The sequence below is a fragment of the Nonomuraea sp. NPDC049504 genome (assembly GCF_040676845.1).
Classification (GTDB): Bacteria; Actinomycetota; Actinomycetes; order Streptosporangiales; family Streptosporangiaceae; genus Nonomuraea; species Nonomuraea salmonea.
This window is the reverse complement of record NZ_JBFAPT010000025.1, coordinates 38911-56272: the sequence shown is the minus strand read 5'-3', so window position 1 is coordinate 56272 and position 17362 is coordinate 38911. Positions and strand designations below refer to the sequence as shown.

The 17362-nt window shown below is 72.3% G+C and carries 14 protein-coding genes; 9 read left to right on the top strand and 5 right to left on the bottom strand.

The window, feature by feature from the left end:
- Positions 1 to 39: 39 nt before the first annotated feature.
- Entirely contained in the window at positions 40 to 1662 is a 1623-nt protein-coding gene (locus tag AB0K28_RS37995) for a SulP family inorganic anion transporter (RefSeq protein ID WP_364379940.1), read from the bottom strand.
- Between the two features lie 407 nt (positions 1663 to 2069).
- A complete protein-coding gene (locus AB0K28_RS37990; RefSeq protein ID WP_364379674.1) occupies positions 2070 to 2672 on the bottom strand; it encodes a TetR family transcriptional regulator in 603 nt (200 codons plus the stop codon).
- 68 nt (positions 2673 to 2740) lie between these two features.
- Between AB0K28_RS37990 and AB0K28_RS37985 the strand changes: the two genes are divergently transcribed.
- From AB0K28_RS37985 to AB0K28_RS37965, 5 genes are all read left to right on the top strand, one after another.
- The gene (locus AB0K28_RS37985) at positions 2741 to 4717 is read left to right on the top strand and encodes an ATP-binding domain-containing protein (protein WP_364379671.1); all 1977 of its coding nucleotides are present in this window, start codon (positions 2741 to 2743) and stop codon (positions 4715 to 4717) included.
- A 54-nt stretch (positions 4718 to 4771) separates the two neighbouring features.
- Positions 4772 to 5041: a hypothetical protein gene (locus tag AB0K28_RS37980; protein ID WP_345385472.1), complete on the top strand. Its 270-nt coding sequence runs from the start codon at positions 4772 to 4774 to the stop codon at positions 5039 to 5041.
- 50 nt (positions 5042 to 5091) lie between these two features.
- Positions 5092 to 5688, top strand: a complete 597-nt coding sequence (locus AB0K28_RS37975) for a CoA pyrophosphatase (protein WP_364379668.1) — start codon at positions 5092 to 5094, stop codon at positions 5686 to 5688.
- Positions 5689 to 6024: 336 nt separating this feature from the next.
- A complete protein-coding gene (locus AB0K28_RS37970; protein ID WP_364379665.1) occupies positions 6025 to 6684 on the top strand; it encodes a lysophospholipid acyltransferase family protein in 660 nt (219 codons plus the stop codon).
- 81 nt (positions 6685 to 6765) lie between these two features.
- Positions 6766 to 8340, top strand: coding sequence for a penicillin-binding transpeptidase domain-containing protein (locus tag AB0K28_RS37965; RefSeq protein WP_364379662.1), 1575 nt, complete (start codon positions 6766 to 6768; stop codon positions 8338 to 8340).
- A 12-nt stretch (positions 8341 to 8352) separates the two neighbouring features.
- Here the strand turns inward: AB0K28_RS37965 and AB0K28_RS37960 are convergent, their stop codons facing one another.
- The 3 genes from AB0K28_RS37960 to AB0K28_RS37950 form a co-directional block, all read right to left on the bottom strand.
- Entirely contained in the window at positions 8353 to 9189 is an 837-nt protein-coding gene (locus AB0K28_RS37960; protein WP_364379659.1) for an alpha/beta hydrolase, read from the bottom strand.
- Positions 9190 to 9327: 138 nt separating this feature from the next.
- Positions 9328 to 9975 (bottom strand): PadR family transcriptional regulator, encoded by a 648-nt coding sequence (locus AB0K28_RS37955; protein ID WP_364379656.1) that lies wholly within the window; start codon positions 9973 to 9975, stop codon positions 9328 to 9330.
- 319 nt (positions 9976 to 10294) lie between these two features.
- A complete protein-coding gene (locus AB0K28_RS37950; protein ID WP_345385487.1) occupies positions 10295 to 10576 on the bottom strand; it encodes a DUF3040 domain-containing protein in 282 nt (93 codons plus the stop codon).
- Between the two features lie 133 nt (positions 10577 to 10709).
- On the opposite strand from AB0K28_RS37950, the gene AB0K28_RS37945 reads away from it, so the two are divergent.
- The 4 genes from AB0K28_RS37945 (at position 10710) to AB0K28_RS37930 (ending at position 17348) form a co-directional block, all read left to right on the top strand.
- Positions 10710 to 11750 carry an Rv2578c family radical SAM protein gene (locus AB0K28_RS37945; RefSeq protein ID WP_364379653.1) on the top strand — a complete coding sequence of 347 codons (1041 nt, stop codon included), beginning with the start codon at positions 10710 to 10712 and terminating at the stop codon, positions 11748 to 11750.
- 142 nt (positions 11751 to 11892) lie between these two features.
- Positions 11893 to 13767 carry a translation factor GTPase family protein gene (locus AB0K28_RS37940; RefSeq protein WP_364379650.1) on the top strand — a complete coding sequence of 625 codons (1875 nt, stop codon included), beginning with the start codon at positions 11893 to 11895 and terminating at the stop codon, positions 13765 to 13767.
- Between the two features lie 157 nt (positions 13768 to 13924).
- Positions 13925 to 14047 carry a hypothetical protein gene (locus AB0K28_RS37935; RefSeq protein WP_345385495.1) on the top strand — a complete coding sequence of 41 codons (123 nt, stop codon included), beginning with the start codon at positions 13925 to 13927 and terminating at the stop codon, positions 14045 to 14047.
- Positions 14048 to 14144: 97 nt separating this feature from the next.
- Positions 14145 to 17348, top strand: coding sequence for a PDZ domain-containing protein (locus AB0K28_RS37930; RefSeq protein WP_364379647.1), 3204 nt, complete (start codon positions 14145 to 14147; stop codon positions 17346 to 17348).
- Positions 17349 to 17362: the final 14 nt, after the last annotated feature.

Genomic DNA, 17362 nt, shown 5'->3' with positions numbered 1-17362 from the left:
CACACCGGCTGAACATCGCCCGGCGCGGGCCGCAGGGAGTCAGCCGGCCAGGCGGGGGACGATGCCGGTGGTGTGGAGGCGTTCGCGGGCGGCTGCGATGGCCACGTCGGTGGTGGCGAACACGCGGCTCGCCTGGTGCAGCCGGGCGATCACGCCGAGCGCCTCGAGCGGCCGGTGGTGCCCGTCGGGGATGCCGGACACGTACACGGCGATGCCGCGCTGCTCCAGCCGGGCGACGGCGTCACCGAGCACGAGCGCGCCGCTGGCGTCGATGGTGGTGACCCGGCTCATGCGCAGCACCACCACCGACACGCCGGTCACCGCCGACACCTCCAGCAGGAAGCGGTGGGCGGCGGCGAAGAACAGCGGCCCCTCCAGGCGGTAGGTGACGATGTGCTCGGCCAGCAGGGCGTGCTCCTCCACGGTGTGCTGCGGCTGCAGGTCGTGGCGGAGCGGCTCCTGGTCGAAGCGGACGTTCCCGGCGATGACCCGCAACGCCAGCGCCCCGGCCACGACCAGCCCGAGGATGACGGCCCACACGGTGTCGAGGGTCAGCGTGGCCACGGCGGTGAGCACGAGCACCACGGCGTCGGCGCGGGTGGAGCGGACCATCGCGCGTACGGCGCCGACCTCGATCATGCGGACGGCCGTGGCGAGCAGCACCCCGGCCAGCGCGGCGAGCGGGATGCGGGCGACCAGGCCGGCGGCGGTGCAGACGAGGGCGCCCAGGATGAGCGCGTGGGCCAGCGCCGCCAGCCGGGACCTCGCGCCCGAGCGCACGTTGACGGCGGTGCGCACGGTGGCGCCGGTGCCCGGCATGCCGCCGAACATCGGGGCGACGAGGTTGGCGACGCCCTGCCCGAACAGCTCGCGGTCGGGGTCGTGGCGGGTGCGCCCGGTCATGCCGTCGGCCACGGTCGCCGACAGCAGCGACTCCAGCGCCGCCAGCGCGGCCACGGCGACGGCGGGCGCGAGCAGGGACGGCAGCGCGGCCAGGTCGAGGAAGCCGAGCGAGGGCGCCGGCAGCCCGGCGGGCAGGGCGCCGATGCGGGCCAGCGGCAGCCCGGCCAGCTCGGCGACGATGGTGACGGCGGCCACGGCGACCAGCGAGAACGGCACGGCGGGCCGCAGCGCGGCCCCGGCCAGCAGGGCGACGGCGACGGCGAGCGTGGTGCCGAGTGCCCACCAGTGCGGCGTGGCGAGGAAGCCGGCGACGGCGTGCCAGGCGATCACGGCCACCTTGTCGCTGTCGTACGCGGGCACGCCGAGCGCGTGCGGGAGCTGCTGCAACGCGATCACGCAGGCCATGCCGACGGTGAACCCCGCGACGACGGGGGCGGGAACCATGGACACGTGGCGACCGGCCCCGGCCAGGGCGAGCCCGAGGAGCAGCAGACCGGCCAGCAGGCCGACGGTGAACACGCCGGTGGCGCCGTGGGCGCTCATGATCGGCATGAGGATGACGGTCATCGCGCCGCTCGCTCCCGACACCTGCACCGCGGACCCGCCGAACAGCGCGGCCAGCGCCCCGGCGACCACGGCCGTGGCCAGCCCCGAGGCGGCGCCCAGCCCGGAGGAGACCCCGAACCCGAGCGCGAGCGGCAGTGCCACGACGGCCACGGTCAGCCCGGCCATCAGGTCGGTACGCGGATGACGCCGCATCTCCGCCAGATCGCCGCGCCGCGGCAACAACGCCCGAACGCGCCGAAACACTGCGGATTCCCCGCAATACGCCAGTATGCGCCCCAACAACCCGCCAGGTCGACGGCGGAACCCCACCCGCACGCGCCCGAACAGCCCGGCGGACAGGCGGCGGGATCGCGCGGTGCGGCCGCCGCCCCCGGGCTCGGCCATCACGTCGAGTTACCGATCGGATCGTTGCTGTGACGGCATTGGCGCGCGAAAGAACCGCTCACGCTCACTCCCTCCGAGTGCCAGACAACCCCGCGAATGTCCCGAATTGCAGAAGTTTGCAATCGGTCAAGAGGTTGTCAGAATATCAACTACACCCCCTCTCACCTGCTTAAACGTCACCCCAATCGGGCATCGCGCGAGTAAGCTCTCGGCGATCACGCGGGCAACAGGGCGAAGGCGCGCTCGGCGGCCCGCACCGCCTCGGCCTCCACCTCGGCCAGCGGCCGGCCGTCGGCCAGCATCGCCCAGTTGCGCCGCGCCAGCACCCGCTGGGTGGACACCAGCAGCCCGGCCAGCAGGGTCGCGGTCAGCTCGTCGGAGGTCTCGGCCAGCGCCTCGGCGAGCAGCTCCTCGTCGCGCGCCATGTGCTGGTGCAGCCGGGCCAGCAGGCCGGGCGCGGTGAAGAAGACCATCCGGTGGTACGCCACCACCTCGGACTCGTCGTTGAGCCCCGTCACGGGATCACGCCCGGCCAGCCCGTCGAGGAAGTGCCGGCGCAGCGCCCGCACGGGCGACTCCCCCGAGGCCCGCTCGCGCACGACGCGCGCGGACTCCCCCAGGTGGTCGGCGATGCGGTGCAGGACCAGGTCCTCCTTGGTCGGGAAGTACTTGAACAGCGTCGGCTTGGACACCCCCGCCGCCGCCGCGACCTCCGTCACGGGCACCTCGTCGAAGCCGCGCTCCAGGAAGAGCGTGATGGCGGCCGAGGAGATGGCCTCGCGCACCCGCTGCCGCTGCAGCTCCCGCAGTCCCGTCATGAAGCCCACCCTAGCAAAAGTGTTAACCTGGTTAATCTCTTAACCGAGTTAACACTTTGGGAGGTGTGATGGCGACGCTCGACGAGGAGCGCGCGTACGTCGAACGCTGCAAGGACGGCCTGCGCAGGATGCTCAAGGACGCACGGGACAACGTCATCGTCGGCGAGACCGTGGCCGGCGACCGCTACAGCGCAGAGCGGCTGGGACGCCACCTCAAGAGCCTGGCCAAGGAGCTGAGCGAGGCGCCAGAAGGCCCGCCGTTCTTCGGCCGGCTCGACTTCGGCCACGACTCAGGCGAGCATCGGGGACGCGCGTACCACATCGGCCGCCGCCACATCGCGGGCGAGCACGGCGGGACGCCCGTGGTGGTCGACTGGCGCGCGCCGGTCGCGCGGGCCTTCTACCGGGCAAGCGCCCGCGACCCCCAGGGCGTCGCCGTACGCCGCCGCTTCGGCTGGTCCGGCACCACCCTGACGAGCTTCGAGGACGAGCGGCTCGGCCAGGGCGAGCAGGGCGAGAGCAGGATCCTCGCCGCCGAGATCGAACGCCCCCGCGTCGGCCCCATGCGCGACATCGTCGCCACCATCCAGCCGGAGCAGGACGACCTCGTCCGCGCCGGCCTCGACACCTCGCTGTGCGTCCAGGGCGCGCCGGGCACCGGCAAGACCGCCGTCGGCCTGCACCGCGCCGCGTACCTGCTCTACGCCCACCGCCGCAGGCTCGAACGGTCGGGCGTGCTCGTCCTCGGCCCCAACCGCGCCTTCCTCGGCTACATCTCCGCCGTCCTGCCCGCGCTCGGCGAGATGGACGTCGAGCAGACCACACTCGAACGGCTGCTCGCCACCGTCCCTGTCACCGCCGCCGACGCCCCCGCCACGGCCGCCGTCAAGCACGACGTCCGCATGGCCGAGGTGCTGCGCAAAGCGCTCTACGGGCGCATCGGCAAGCCGGTCGAGCCGGTCGCCGTCCCCGACGGCTCCTACCGCTGGCGGGTCTACGAGGACGAGCTGCGCCGCATCGTGGACGACACCCGCCGCGCGTCCCTGCCGTACGCGGTCGGCCGCGAACGCGTGCGCGCCCGCGTCGTCGAGGCCGTCCGCCGGCAGGCCGAGTCGCGCGGCGCCATCCCGAACGCCGCCTGGCTGCGCAAGATCGGCCGCGCCGTCACGACCTGGCTCGACACCGTCTGGCCGGCTGTCAAACCCGTCCAGGTCCTGTACGAGGTCCTGCGCGGCCCCACCGGCGACGCCCCCGATCCCGCCCGCGGCCTGCTCACCGACGCCGAACGCGAAGCGCTCACCTGGGCCAGGCCGCCCCGGAGCGTGAAGACCGCGAAGTGGTCGGCGGCCGACCTCGTGCTGCTCGACGAGGTCGCCGGCCTCATCGACCGGCCGCGCGGCTACGGCCACGTCATCGTGGACGAGGCCCAGGACCTGTCGCCGATGGAGTGCAGGGCCGTCGCCAGGCGCAGCGAGCACGGCTCGCTCACCGTGCTGGGCGACCTGGCCCAGGGCACCACCCCGTGGGCGGCCACCTCGTGGGAGGACCGCCTGACCCATCTCGGCAAGCCGGACGGCCAGGTCGTCGCGCTGACCACCGGCTTCCGGGTGCCGGCCGCCGTGGTGGACCTCGCCAACAGGCTGCTGGCCGCGCTGGAGGTGCGGGTGCCCGAGACGCGCTCGTACCGGTCGGACGGGCGGCTGCGCGTCATCCCCGTCACCGGCCTGGGCAAGGGGGTGGTCGCGGCGGTGCGCGAGGCCATGACGTTCGAGGGGTCGATCGGGGTCATCGCCGCCGACGCCGACATCCCCGCACTCACCGCCGCGCTCAGGGACGAGGGCCTCGACGAGGACGAGCGCCTGAGCGTCATGCCCGCCACGCTGTGCAAGGGCCTCGAGTACGACCACGTCGTCGTCGCGGAGCCGGCCGCCATCGCCGAGGCCGAGCGGCGCGGGCTCAACCGCCTGTACGTCGCGCTCACCCGCGCCGTCTCCCGCCTCGACGTCCTGCACGCCCGCCCGCTCCCTCGGCAACTCGCGGCTTGAGACGGGCGGATGCCGGGAACGAACAGACCGTCACCGCCTTGAGAAGAGCCGGCAATGACCTCACCTCATGACCCGCCCGACGGCGCCCCGCGCACTCCGCCCGACGCCCGGCCCCGCGCCGGCGACCAGATGCTGTCCATCATCGGGTTCGCCTGTGCGGCCATGGCCCTGCTGTTCATCCCCATCCTGTTCGGGCTGGCCGGGGTGGTGCTCGGCATCGTCGGGCACACCCGCGGCGAGCCGCTCGGCCGGTGGGCCGCCACCGCGGCGGGCGCGGCCATGCTGATCGGCACCCTGCTCGGCATCATCCTGACCACCACCTGACCCGGTCCGGCCGCCGCAACGGGCACCGTGAGGCGTGAGATCCTTGACGGATGCTTCCGCCCATCGACGAGCTGCGTCCGCAGGTCACCGCCCGGCTGGCCGCCTTCGGGCGGCGGGAGGTCCCGGTCGCCGACGGGCTGCGCAGGGCCGGGGTCACGGTATGCGTGCTGGAGGACGCCCGCCGCAGCCCGTACGTCGTGGTGATCCGCCGTGCGGCGGCCGGGCGCAACGCCGGCCAGTGGGCGCTGCCCGGCGGGCGGGCCGACGACGGCGAGCGGCCGGAGGCGGCGGCGCTGCGCGAGCTGGCCGAGGAGACCGGCGTCACGGGGGTCGAGGTGGCCGGGCTGCTCGACGACTTCGTCACCGACTCGGGGTTCGTGATCACGCCGGTGGTGGCTTTCGGCGGGCGGCAGGAGCCGGTGGGCGATCCGCGGGAGGTGGCGTCGGTGCACGCCGTCCCCTTGGAGCGCTTCCTCGCGCCGGGGGTGCCGCGCTGGCGGGGCGACCTGCTGCAGATGCCGCTGGGCCCGTCCATCGTGATCCACGCGCCGACGGGGGCGATCCTGTGGCAGTTCGCCGAGGTGGCGCTGCGGGGCCGTGAGCAGCGCGTCTTCGACGTCGCCCAGCCCCGCTGGACCCGCACCTGACCGATCTTCGCACACCGCCCGATTCCGGGTGATTCGGGACGGTACGGAGTGCCTGGTCAGAGCCTCGGGACCCCTTCCCAACAGGCCCCCAAGAGCGCGCCACGATTACCTTCAGGGCCCCCTGGTGTGCTTAACTCAAGACTGCCGATGTGGTTTGTGTCCCCCGGGCCGCAAATTACCGCCTTCACGGAATACCGTTCGGCTGGAGCCGTGTTGTGCACCTCGCCGAGGAGGCGACCGCCACATCGGCCTAACAGCTTCCCAGGCGCCCCGCACACCCGCGGGGCGCCTGCTTTATTGTGGGGTGGCCGTCAGCCCGATCATCAGGAGAGCTCGTTGCTTTACCACGTGGCCAAGTTCGCCTCGACGCCACTCGTCCATGCGATGTGCCGTCCGCACATCTCCGGCGCCGCCCACGTGCCGCGCACCGGACCGGCGATCCTGGCCGCCAACCACCTGTCGGTGCTCGACTCGTTCCTGCTGCCCGCGCTGCTGCCACGGCACGTGACGTTCACGGCCAAGAACGAATACTTCTCCGGCAACCCCGTCTCGGGCTTTTTCATGCGTCTGGGCCGCAGCCTGCCGATCGACCGCGAGAGCGCGCACGCCGCGCAGGCCATGCTGGAGGAGGCCGCCGCGCTGCTGGAGCGGGGCGAGCTGTTCGGCATCCACCCCGAGGGCACCCGCTCCCCCGACGGCCGCCTCTACCGCGGCAAGATCGGCGTGGCCTGGCTGGCGCTGCGCACCGGCGCCCCGGTGCTGCCCGTGGCGCTCAGCGGCACCGAGAAGGTGATGCCGTTCGGCGCGAAGGTGCCGCGGCCCGCGCCCATCGGCATCGCCATCGGCGCTCCCCTGCGCTTCACCGGCGACCACACCAAAGCGCAGGACCGGCGCCGGGTCACCGACGAGATCATGGCCGCCATCCAGCGGCTCTCCGGCCAGGAGTACGTCCCGAAGTACGCGGCCAGCGTCAAGGCTGAGAATGGTATGTCCTGATTGGGAGCTCCCGCTAGGCTCGGAAGCTGTCGTCGAGGAGCAGGGGGCTGATCAGTGGCGCGGGGCCGTACCATCGCGATCGTGTCCGTGGCGTCGGTGCTCGCGGTGGGGGCCGCGGCCGGGGGCGCCTACTATGTGCTGCACACCCGCGGCACGCCGGCTGAGACCGCGCAGCGGTTCGCTGCGGCGTGGCAGGCGGGCGACAAGGGCGCGATGACGAAAGAGCTGGCCAAGGCGCAGCCGCTCACCGCCTACGACCAGCAGCGCAACGCGCTCGCCGTCGAGTCGACCGCGATCGAGCTGGGCCGGGTCACCGAGGGCGACGGCCGGGCCAGCGTCCCCTACACCGCCAAGCTCGAGCTGAAGAACATCGGTGAGTGGACGTACGAGGGCAAGATCGACCTCGTGGTGGCCGACCGTACGTGGAAGGTCGACTGGAAGCCCTCGACGCTGCATCCGTCGCTGACCTCCGGCGCCGAGTTCTCGCTCAAGACCCGCTGGCCTGAGCGCGCCGCGATCACCGACGCCGAGGGCTCGCGCATCGACGACGGCACGGCCGGCGGGTCGGTGCAGCAGCTCGTGGGCTACCTGGTCAAGGCGACCAAGAAGGACGTCGCCAAGCTCGGCTCGTCCTACAAGGTCGGCCAGGCGGTCGGGAGCCACGGGCTGCAGGCGACGTTCCAGAAGCAGCTGGCCGGCACGCCCACGACCGAGATCAAGCTCGGCGACAAGACGCTGAAGACCATCGAGGGCGCCGAGGGCGAGCCCGTGGAGACCAGCCTCGACCCGCGCGCCCAGGCCGCCGCGGTGACGGCGGTCAAGGACATGAAGAAGCCCACCTCGCTGGTCGCGATCAAGGCGTCGACCGGCGAGATCCTGGCCGTGGTCAACAACGTGGGCGGGTTCAACCGGGCGCTCGACGGCCGCTACCCGCCCGGCTCGACGTTCAAGGCGGTGACCGCGATCGGGCTGCTCGCCGCCGGCGTGTCCCCGCAGGACAAGGTCACCTGCCCCATGTACGCCACCGTCGGCGGCCTGAAGGTCCGCAACTCCGACAAGGAGGAGTTCGGCTCCATCTCGTTCCTCGACTCCTTCGCCCACTCGTGCAACACCACGTTCGCGCCGCTCGCCCAGTCGAAGCTGGGGGCCGCGAAGCTGCTCGACGCGGCGGAGGACGTCGGCTTCAACCAGCCGCTGACCATCGGTGTGCCGGCCACCAAGGCCAGCTTCCCCAAGGCGCAGTCCGACGCCGAGCTGGCGGCGGAGTCGTTCGGGCAGGCCAGGATCACCGCGAGCCCGCTGTCGATGGCCTCGGTCGCCGCCGCGATCGCCGACGGCACCTGGCGCCCGCCGACGCTGGTGCCGTCGATGAAGCAGAAGCTGTCAGAGCGCGAGCTGCCTGCCAAGGTGAAGGCGGGGATGCACCAGATGATGTCGGCCGTGGTGACCAAGGGCACCGCTCGCTCGGCCGGCCTGCCCGCGGGCACCCACGGCAAGACCGGCACGGCCGAGTTCGGCACCGGCGAGAAGCTGGAGTCGCACGCCTGGTTCATGGGCTTCAAGGGCGACGTGGCGTTCGCGGTGGTCGTCGAGGGCGGAGGCGGTGGCGGCGCGGTCGCCGCCCCCGTCGCCGCCACGTTTCTGAAGAACTACTGATCGGCCCGCTCGTCACCGATCCTTGAGGAAGCGGCGGATCTCCTCGGCCGCGCGGCCGGGCCGGCCGCGGTCGGCGGTGTTGGAGGTGGCGCTGTGGTCGAGGCCCTCCATGAGCACCTTGGTGGCGTGCGGCAGCACCTCCTCGAGACCGGCGAGGGCCGCGCGCAGGTAGGGGCGGGTCCTGGTGCCGCCGAGCAGCAGCACCTCCTGCCGCACGGCCCGATACCTCTCCAGGTCGCCCGCCGCCTCCCTGGCGAGCTGGAGGTCCTGGCGCAGGGTGGGCGCCAGCTCGGCGAACGTCGCGCCCGGGCCTTTCAGCATCCTGCGGGTGAGCAGTTCCAGCAGCTTGCGCGGCACCAGGTTGAAGACGGGCGGGCCGAGCTCGGCCGCCTTCATGCCGGTGACCAGTGCGGCAGGGACGTTCCCCGCGGTCAGCTCCTGGTCGAGGCGGCTCAGATGGACGTCCAGGGCGGCGCCGTCGGGGAGCAGCGGCGGCTCGAAGACGACGGCCCCGTGCAGGTCGGGACGGACGAGCAGGGTGCGCAGCGTGATGATCGCCCCTGAGCTGACGCCCGCGACGTGGCGGGCGCCGGTGGCCTCGATGAGCGCCGAGAGGTCGGCCACCTCCCGCTCCAGCCCGTACGCGGTGCCGGCAGGACCGCTCGAGCCCCTGCCGCGCCGGTCGGGCAGGTAGCAGGTGAAGTCGGCCGACAGGGCCTGCGCGAGGTCGAGCTGGCTGCGGCCGGTCTGCATGGCGCCGTGCAGGATCACCAGCCCTGGGCCGCGGCCGACCTGGTGGTAGCCGATCGTCGCGCCGTCATCGGACGTCACGGCGCCTGTGGTGGTCATGATCATGAGAGCTCCCTCATCGGTCGGTGAAGGGGAGCCCGGCTATCGTTGTCGATGCCATCTCGTGGCCGGGGCTCCGCTTCGGGTGCGAGATCCGCCCGGCGGCGGTGTTGCAGCACCGCCGCCGGGCCTGTCCGGTCAGTCGTCCTGCGTGCCTCGGGCGGCCAGGTCCTCCAGCCCGTCCGGCAGGTCGCCCGTGCGGTGGAAGGCCCGCCACTCCTCGATCCCGGGGAACGTGCCCCCGTCCAGCTCGGCCACCAGCGAACGCACCCAGTCGGCCTGGGCTGCGCGCATCGCCAGCGCGTACTCCGACTCGACGACGAAGAGGCGCGGCAGCTCCGCCCGCTCCGCCTCCAGCGCCCGCCGGTCGGCCTCGATCTGCTCCTCCAGCCGGGCCAGCCGCTCCCGCAGCAGCGCGCCGACCTCGTCGGGACCGAGCCCGCCCATCACGGACAGGCCGGCCTCGAACGCCGTCGGCTCCCTCTCGGGCGTGGACAGCAGCTCGCGCGTCCAGTCGGCGGCTTCGTGGCGGCCGGCGTCGGTGATGCGGTAGACGGTCCGCTCGGGCCGCGCGCCCTGCCGCCCGCTCTCCACCGCCTCAAGGAAGCCGTGTTTGTGCAGGTTGCGGACGACGGTGTAGAGCGAGCCCCACTTGATGGGCATGTCCTGGTCCTTGTCCCGGGCGCGCAGGACGGAGGCCATCTCGTACGGATGCATGGGGCGCCGGCCGACGACGGTGAGCACGGCCAGCGCCAGCAGGTTCGTCACCGGTCGCCGCTTCGCCATGACCCGCTCCTCGCCATCGAATACTCGTCTGCGAGTATACGCACGCGAGTATCCGAGGGACAAGGACCCGCGGCGGCCTGTGCTCGCGGTTCGACACGTTCGCCCTGAGCCCTGACGCACCCCGAGCGAGAGCGGACTTCCCCGTCCGGCACGAACCCACGGTTCGTCTCGCCGGCTGAGGCGAAATCTCCGCGGCGCGTGATTGTGCGGCTTTTCCGGGCAGACCCCATCCCGTGATCGCCGGAAACGCACAAGAAGAGGCGACGAGCACGGAGGCTCGACGCCGGAGATCTTCGTGTGGGCCGTCTGCGGCCAGGGCTCAGAACATGGTGGACAGAGCCATGGCGGCGGCGGCTTCGTGGCGGAGAACCATGATCAGCAACGTGGCGACCAAAGTGGCGATCAACACCCAGCTGATCAAAATGATGACCGTCGAGCGGCGCGGCCCGCGCTTGGGGCCCGATTGCCCCGTGGACCTCGCCTCGCTGCGACGAACCCGCTCGTTGAACGACTCAAGCCGCGCCACAAGTCTCGGATCGTCGTCGACGAGGTGCTGCTCGATCTGGGCCAGCATCCGCTCCTCGTCCTGCGACCAGGCCATAGGTGCACCTCCCGAACGCAAGCTCCGTGGCGTCTTTCTGCCCAACCATGAAGATCATTAGCCCCAAGCTGACCATGTAATTGCGACGTCTTTCAGTTTGCGATCAACCTCGAATACTTGTTCTAATCATGGGATGCGCTGGGACAACCTGCGCCTGGCCGAGCCTGGCCGGGACGATCCGGCCGTGCCGCTGTTCGCTCGCGGCGCGGTCACCCGAACGTTCGACACGCCTGAGTTCCGCGGCATGACCTTCTACGAGATTCAGGCCCGATCCATCGTCAACCGCGTGCCCGCCGCGAGCCGGGTGCCGTTCGAGTACACGATCAACCCCTATCGCGGGTGCACCCACCGCTGTATTTACTGTTTTGCCCGAAAAACGCACGAATATCTAGATTTGGATGCCGGGGCTGACTTCGACTCGAAGATCGTGGTCAAGGTCAACGCCGCCGAGCTGGCCCGCAAAGAGCTGGCCTCACCGCGCTGGGGCGGCCATCACATCGCCATGGGCACCAACGTCGACTGCTACCAGCGCGCCGAGGGCCGCTACAAGCTGATGCGCGGCATCCTCGCCGCGCTGCGCGACGCCGCCAACCCGTTCTCCATCCTCACCAAGGGCACCCTGATCCTGCGCGACCTCGACCTGCTCACCGAGGCCGCCGAGGTGACCGAGGTGGGCGCCGACGTGTCGGTCGGGTTCGTCGATCCGGAGACGTGGCGCGCGGTCGAGCCGGGCACGCCGCACCCGGGCCGGCGGCTGGAGACGTGCGCGACACTCAACGACAACGGCATCGCGTGCGGGGTCCTGATGGCGCCGATCCTCCCCTACCTCACCGACTCGCCCGCCCAGCTCGACCGCACGGTCAAGGAGATCGCCGCCGCCGGCGCCACCCACATCTCGCCCATAGTGCTGCATCTGCGTCCTGGCGCGCGGGAGTGGTGGCTGTCGTGGCTGTCTCGCGAGCACCCGCGGCTGGTGCCGCGCTACCTGGAGCTCTACGGCCGCGGCTCCTACGCGCCGAAGGCGTACCAGCAGCGGGTCGTCGGCATGGTGAAAGAGCTGGCCCGGCGCCACGGCGCCGGCCGCGCCACCCCCGCCGTGGCCCGCCGCCTCCCACCGGCCCGCCCTGCCACTCCCCCTGAGCCGCCCGAGCCCGAGCAGCTCCGCCTGCTCTAGCGGGAAAAGGGTTGGCGGCGGCCGTCCGGCGGATGGCAGGATGGCGGGCACCCCGACGTCGAAGATCAGGAGTTCGGAATGAGGTGCCTCGGAGTCTCCCAGCGCCCTGTTGGCTCGAGAGTTTCCCGAGGGTTCCTCAACCGTGCACATCCTGAACATCGGCATCCTCGCGCACGTGGATGCGGGCAAGACCAGCCTGACTGAGCGGCTGCTGTTCGAGACCGGCGTCATCGACCGGCTCGGCAGCGTCGACACCGGCAGCACCCAGACCGACACCGGCGAGATCGAGCGGCGCCGCGGCATCACCATCCGCGCCGCCGTCGCCTCCTTCACGCTCGGCGACCTGCGGGTCAACCTCGTGGACACGCCGGGGCACGCCGACTTCGTGGCAGAGGTCGAGCGGGCGCTCGACGTGCTGGACGGCGCCGTGCTGGTGCTGTCGGCCGTCGAAGGGGTGCAGCCGCACACCCGGGTCCTCATGAAGACCCTGCGCAGGCTGCGGCTGCCGACGCTGATCTTCGTCAACAAGATCGACCGGGCCGGCGCGCGCGAGCACGAGCTGCTGGCCGAGATGCGGCGGCGGTTGTCGCCGTCCTGCGTGCCGATCACCACCGTCGAGGGCATCGGCGGGCGCGCGGCCGTCACCCGGCCGCTCCCCTCGCTCCGGCCGGCCGCCGAGGTGCTCGCCGAACGCGACGACGACCTGCTGGAGCTGCTGGTCGAGGGTGGCGAGCCGGGCGCCGGCCAGGTGCGCGCTGCGCTGGCCCGCCAGTGCGGCGCCGGTGAGGCGTATCCGGTGCTGTTCGGCTCGGCGATCACCGGGCAGGGCGTGCCCGAGCTCCTCGACGGCATCGCCGAGCTGCTTCCCGCCGTGCCCCAGCCCGCCGAGGGCGGGCGACCGGGCGGTCCTGTGTTCGCGGTCGAGCGGGGCCCGTCCGGGGAGAAGGCGGCGTACGTACGGGTGCGCGAGGGCGTGCTGCGCACCCGCGAGAAGATCGGCTTCTACCGGGACGGGACGCACGCCTACGACGGGCGGCTGACCGCGCTCGCCGTGGCGGGCGCGCCGCAGCGGCGCACGGCGCTGGCGGGCGACATCGTCAAGGTCTGGGGCGTGCCCGAGCTCCAGGTCGGCGATCACCTGGGCGGGCCTGGGTCGTCGGGGCGGGCTCACTTCACCCCGCCGAGCCTGGAGACGGTGGTCAGGGCGCGCGTGCCGGGCGAGGAGCCGCGCGTGCACGCGGCGCTGCTCGCGCTGGCCGAGCAGGACCCGCTGATCGGCACGCGCACGGTGGCGGGCGGCGAGACCTCGGTCCTGCTGTACGGCGAGGTGCAGAAGGAGGTCATCGGCGAGACCCTGGCCAAGGAGTACGGCATGGAGGCGGTGTTCGAGCCGAGCCGCCCCGTCTACTTCGAGCGGCCCGCCGGCACCGGCGAGGCGCTGGCGGAGATCCAGCGCCACGGGCCCAACGAGTTCATCGCGACGGTGGGGCTGCGGGTGGACCCGGCGCCGCGCGGCTCGGGGGTGGGCTACCGGCTGGAGGTGGCGCTCGGGTCGCTGCCGCTGGCCTTCCACCGGGCGATCGAGGAGAGCGTGCGCGCGGCGCTGCACGAGGGACCGCACGGCTGGCCGGTGACCGACGTGACAGTGACGCTGACCAGGACCGGCTACAGCGCGCCGGAGACCGTGGCGGCCGACTTCCGCGGCCGTACCCCGATCGTGCTGGCGCGGGCGCTGCGCCGGGCGGGCACGATCGTGCACGAGCCGTGCCACCGGTTCGAGGTGGAGGTGCCGCTGGAGACGTTCGGCCCGGTGACCGCGCAGCTCGCGGCGCTGGGCGGCGAGCTGCGCGACACGGCGCGGCGCGCGGACACGTGGGTGCTGGGCGGGGAGATCCCGGCGGCGGCGGTGCACGTCTTCGAGCGGCGGCTGCCCGGGTTGTCGCACGGCGAGGGGGTGTGGTGGTCGGAGGCGTCCGGCGACCGGCCGGTCCGCCAAGGGGTCGCGAGCGGCCGTTGACGGACGTCGGTGAGCGATTTCGAGAGCTGCGTGCCCGAGTAGCTACGGGGTTACGAAGTGTACATAAGAGGCATGTCGGGTTTCGTCGTTCGATGGGTATTAAGGGGCTTGGTGTACCAATCAGGTGCATCACGTCCGTACAGGGGGGATGATCTCCATGGCTGACACGAAGAAGAAACCCACGGCCAAGTCCGGCAAGTCCAAGAAGCAGGCCATCAAGACCAGCCGGCAGGCCAAGGAGACCAAGCGGGAAGGCACCAAGCCGACCGGCGAAGAGTGATCTTCCGGGCAGCCCTCCCAGGCTGCCCGTCCGGTGAGCTGATCGGACGGCCGAGGCTGGGGGCCTCGACCGTCCGATCGACTGTGGAGCTGCGCTCATGTCGGCTTATCTGCGCTTCCCCGCCGTGTTCCAGGACGTGGTGGTGTTCGCCGCCGAGGACGACCTGTGGATGGTCTCCGCCCAGGGCGGACGGGCGTTCCGGCTGACCGCGGGGCTGGCCGAGGCCGGCTACCCGCGCATCTCACCGCGCGGCGACCAGCTCGCGTTCGTGGGGCGCGAGGAGGGTCCTGAAGAGGTGTACGTGATGCCGGCCGGCGGCGGCGCGGCCCGCAGGGTGACCTTCCACGGCGCTCGCTGCACGGTGACCGGCTGGGACCTGGACGGCCGCATCCTGTACGCCAGCGACCAGGGCCAGCCCTTCGAGGGCCGCAAGTGGCTGCACCGGGTGGCGCCCGGCGGGGTGCCGGAGCGGCTGCCGTACGGGCCGGCGAACTCGATCGCGTACGCGCCTGGCGGCATGATCGTGCTGGGCCGCAACACCGCCGACCCCGCCCGCTGGAAGCGCTACCGCGGCGGCACGGTCGGCGACCTGTGGATCGACCCGCGCGGCGACGGCGAGTTCCGCCGCCTGATCCGGCTGCCCGGCAACCTGGCCTCGCCCTGCTGGAGCGACGGCCGGGTGTGCTTCATCTCCGACCACGAGGGCGTCGGCAACGTCTACTCGTGCACCCCCGACGGTGTCGATCTGCGCAAGCACACCCATCACGACGACTATTACGCCCGTAACCTGTCGGGCGACGGGCATCGCCTGGTCTACCACGCCGGCGCCGACCTGTACCTGCTGGAGCCGGGCGAGCGTGCGCGCCGGCTGGAGGTGCGGCTGGCCAGCTCCAGGACGCAGCGCAACCGCAGGTTCGTGGACGCCGCCGAGTTCCTCGACAGCGCCACCCTCGCCCCCGACGGCAGCGCGGTGGCGCTCACGACGCGCGGCAAGGCGTACGCGATGGCGAACTGGGAGGGCCCCGTGCGGCGGCACGGCTCCACCGACGGCGTCCGCTACCGCTTCCTGACCTGGCTGAACGATGGCGTCAGGCTCATCGCGGCGGCCAGCGACGACGGCGACGAGGAGCGCCTGGTGGTCCTGGAGCCGGCCGACGCCGGCGCGAGCGCCGCCCGGGAGGCGAAGGCGGGCGCAGGAGCAGACGCGGGGGCGGGCGCGAGGGCGGACCCGGCTGCGGGGGCGGGGGCCGGGGTCGAGGTGGCACGGCTGGGGCGGATCAACGAGCTGGTGCCCGACCCGGCACACGACCGGGTGGCGATCGTCAACCACCGCCACGAGCTGTACCTGCTCGACCTGTCCCAGGGCCGGTCGGTGCTGGTGGAGGCCAACCCGCACGGCGCGCCGGAGGATCCCGCCTGGTCGCCGGACGGGCGGTGGCTGGCGTACGCGAGCCCGCTCAACGCCCAGACCACCGCGATCAAGCTGCACCACCCGGAGACCGGCCGCACGGTGCAGGCCAGCGAGCCGGTGCTGAAGGACTCGATGCCGGCTTTCGACCCGGATGGCCGATACCTGTACTTCGTCGGGCAGCGCGTCTTCTCGCCGGTCTACGACCAGCTCCAGTTCGACCTGGGTTTCCCGCTGGGCACCCGGCCGTACGCGGTGGCGCTGCGCGCGGACGTGCCCGACCCGTTCGTCCCCCGGCGGCACCCGCTGACGGACAAGGACGACGAGGACGACGAAGAGGAAGAGCACGAGGAGCCGCTTCGGGTGGACCTCGACGGGCTGGCCGGCCGGGTGACCGCTTTCCCGCTGCCGGAGGGCCGCTACGAGCAGGTGGCCGGGCTGCGCAAGGACAAGGCGCTGCTGCTCACCAGCCCGCTGGAGGGCGACGGCACGCTGCACCTGTTCGACTTCGCCAAGGGCGAGAGCGAGACGTTCGCCGAGGGCGTCACCGCGTTCGAGCTGGGCCGCGACCACCGCACGCTGCTGTACCGCGCGGACGACCGGCTGCGCGTGGTCAAGGCCGGCGAGGTGCCGGGCGACGGCGACACGCCGGGGCGCGACAGCGGCTGGATCGACCTGTCGCGGGTCAAGGTGCCGGTCTGCCCTGAGGCGGAGTGGCGGCAGATGTTCCGCGAGGCGTGGCGGCTGCAGCTGGAGAACTTCTGGACCGAAGACATGGCGGGCGTGGACTGGGCGGCCGTCTACGACCGCTACCAGCCGCTGGTCGACCGGGTCACCACCCGCGGCGAGTTCTCCGACCTGCTGTGGGAGCTGCACGGCGAGCTGGCCACCAGCCACGCCTTCGAGAGCGGCGGCGAGTACCGTCCAGGGCCCGACTACAGCCAGGGCAAGCTGGGCGTGGACTGGGAGCACCGGGACGGCGTCTATCACATCCGCTCGATCGTGACCGGCGACCGGTGGGACCCGAAGGCCACCTCGCCGCTGAACCGGCTCGGTCTCGACGTACGGCCGGGCGACGCGGTGCTGGCGATCAACGGCGCGCCGATCGGCACGGCGGCCACCCCGAACGAGCGGCTGGTCAACCAGGCGGGCGAGGAGGTCGAGCTGACGCTGCGGCGCGGCGAGCGGATGTTCACGGTCACCGTACGCGCGCTCGCCGACGAGCGCCCGGCCCGCTACCGCGACTGGGTGAACCTCAACAGGGCCCGCTGCCACGAGCGCTCCGGCGGCCGGGTGGGCTACCTGCACGTGCCCGACATGGGGGCCGAGGGGTTCGGGGAGTTCCACCGGGGTTTCCTGGCCGAGTACGACCGGCACGCGCTCATCGTGGACGTGCGCTTCAACGGCGGCGGGCACGTCTCGGCGCTGCTGCTGGAGAAGCTGGCCAGGCGGCGGCTCGGCTACGACTACCCGCGGTGGGGCGACGCGGAGCCGTACCCGCCGGAGTCGCCGCGCGGCCCGCTGGTGGCGGTCACCAACGAGTGGGCGGGCTCCGACGGCGACATCTTCAGCCACACGTTCAAGCTGCTCGGCCTGGGCCCGCTGGTGGGCAGGCGCACGTGGGGCGGCGTGATCGGCATCTGGCCGCGCCACCAGCTCGCGGACGGGACGGTGACGACGCAGCCGGAGTTCTCGTTCGCGTTCGACGACGTGGGCTGGCAGGTGGAGAACTACGGCACCGATCCCGACATCGAGGTGGACATCACCCCGCAGGACTACGCGAGAGGCGTGGACACGCAGCTGGAGACGGCCATCGACACCGCTCTCGCGCTGCTCGCCGAGCATCCGCCGCACACCCCGGACCCCCGGCACCGGCCCGGAATGCAACCTTAGTCACCTCCCCGGCG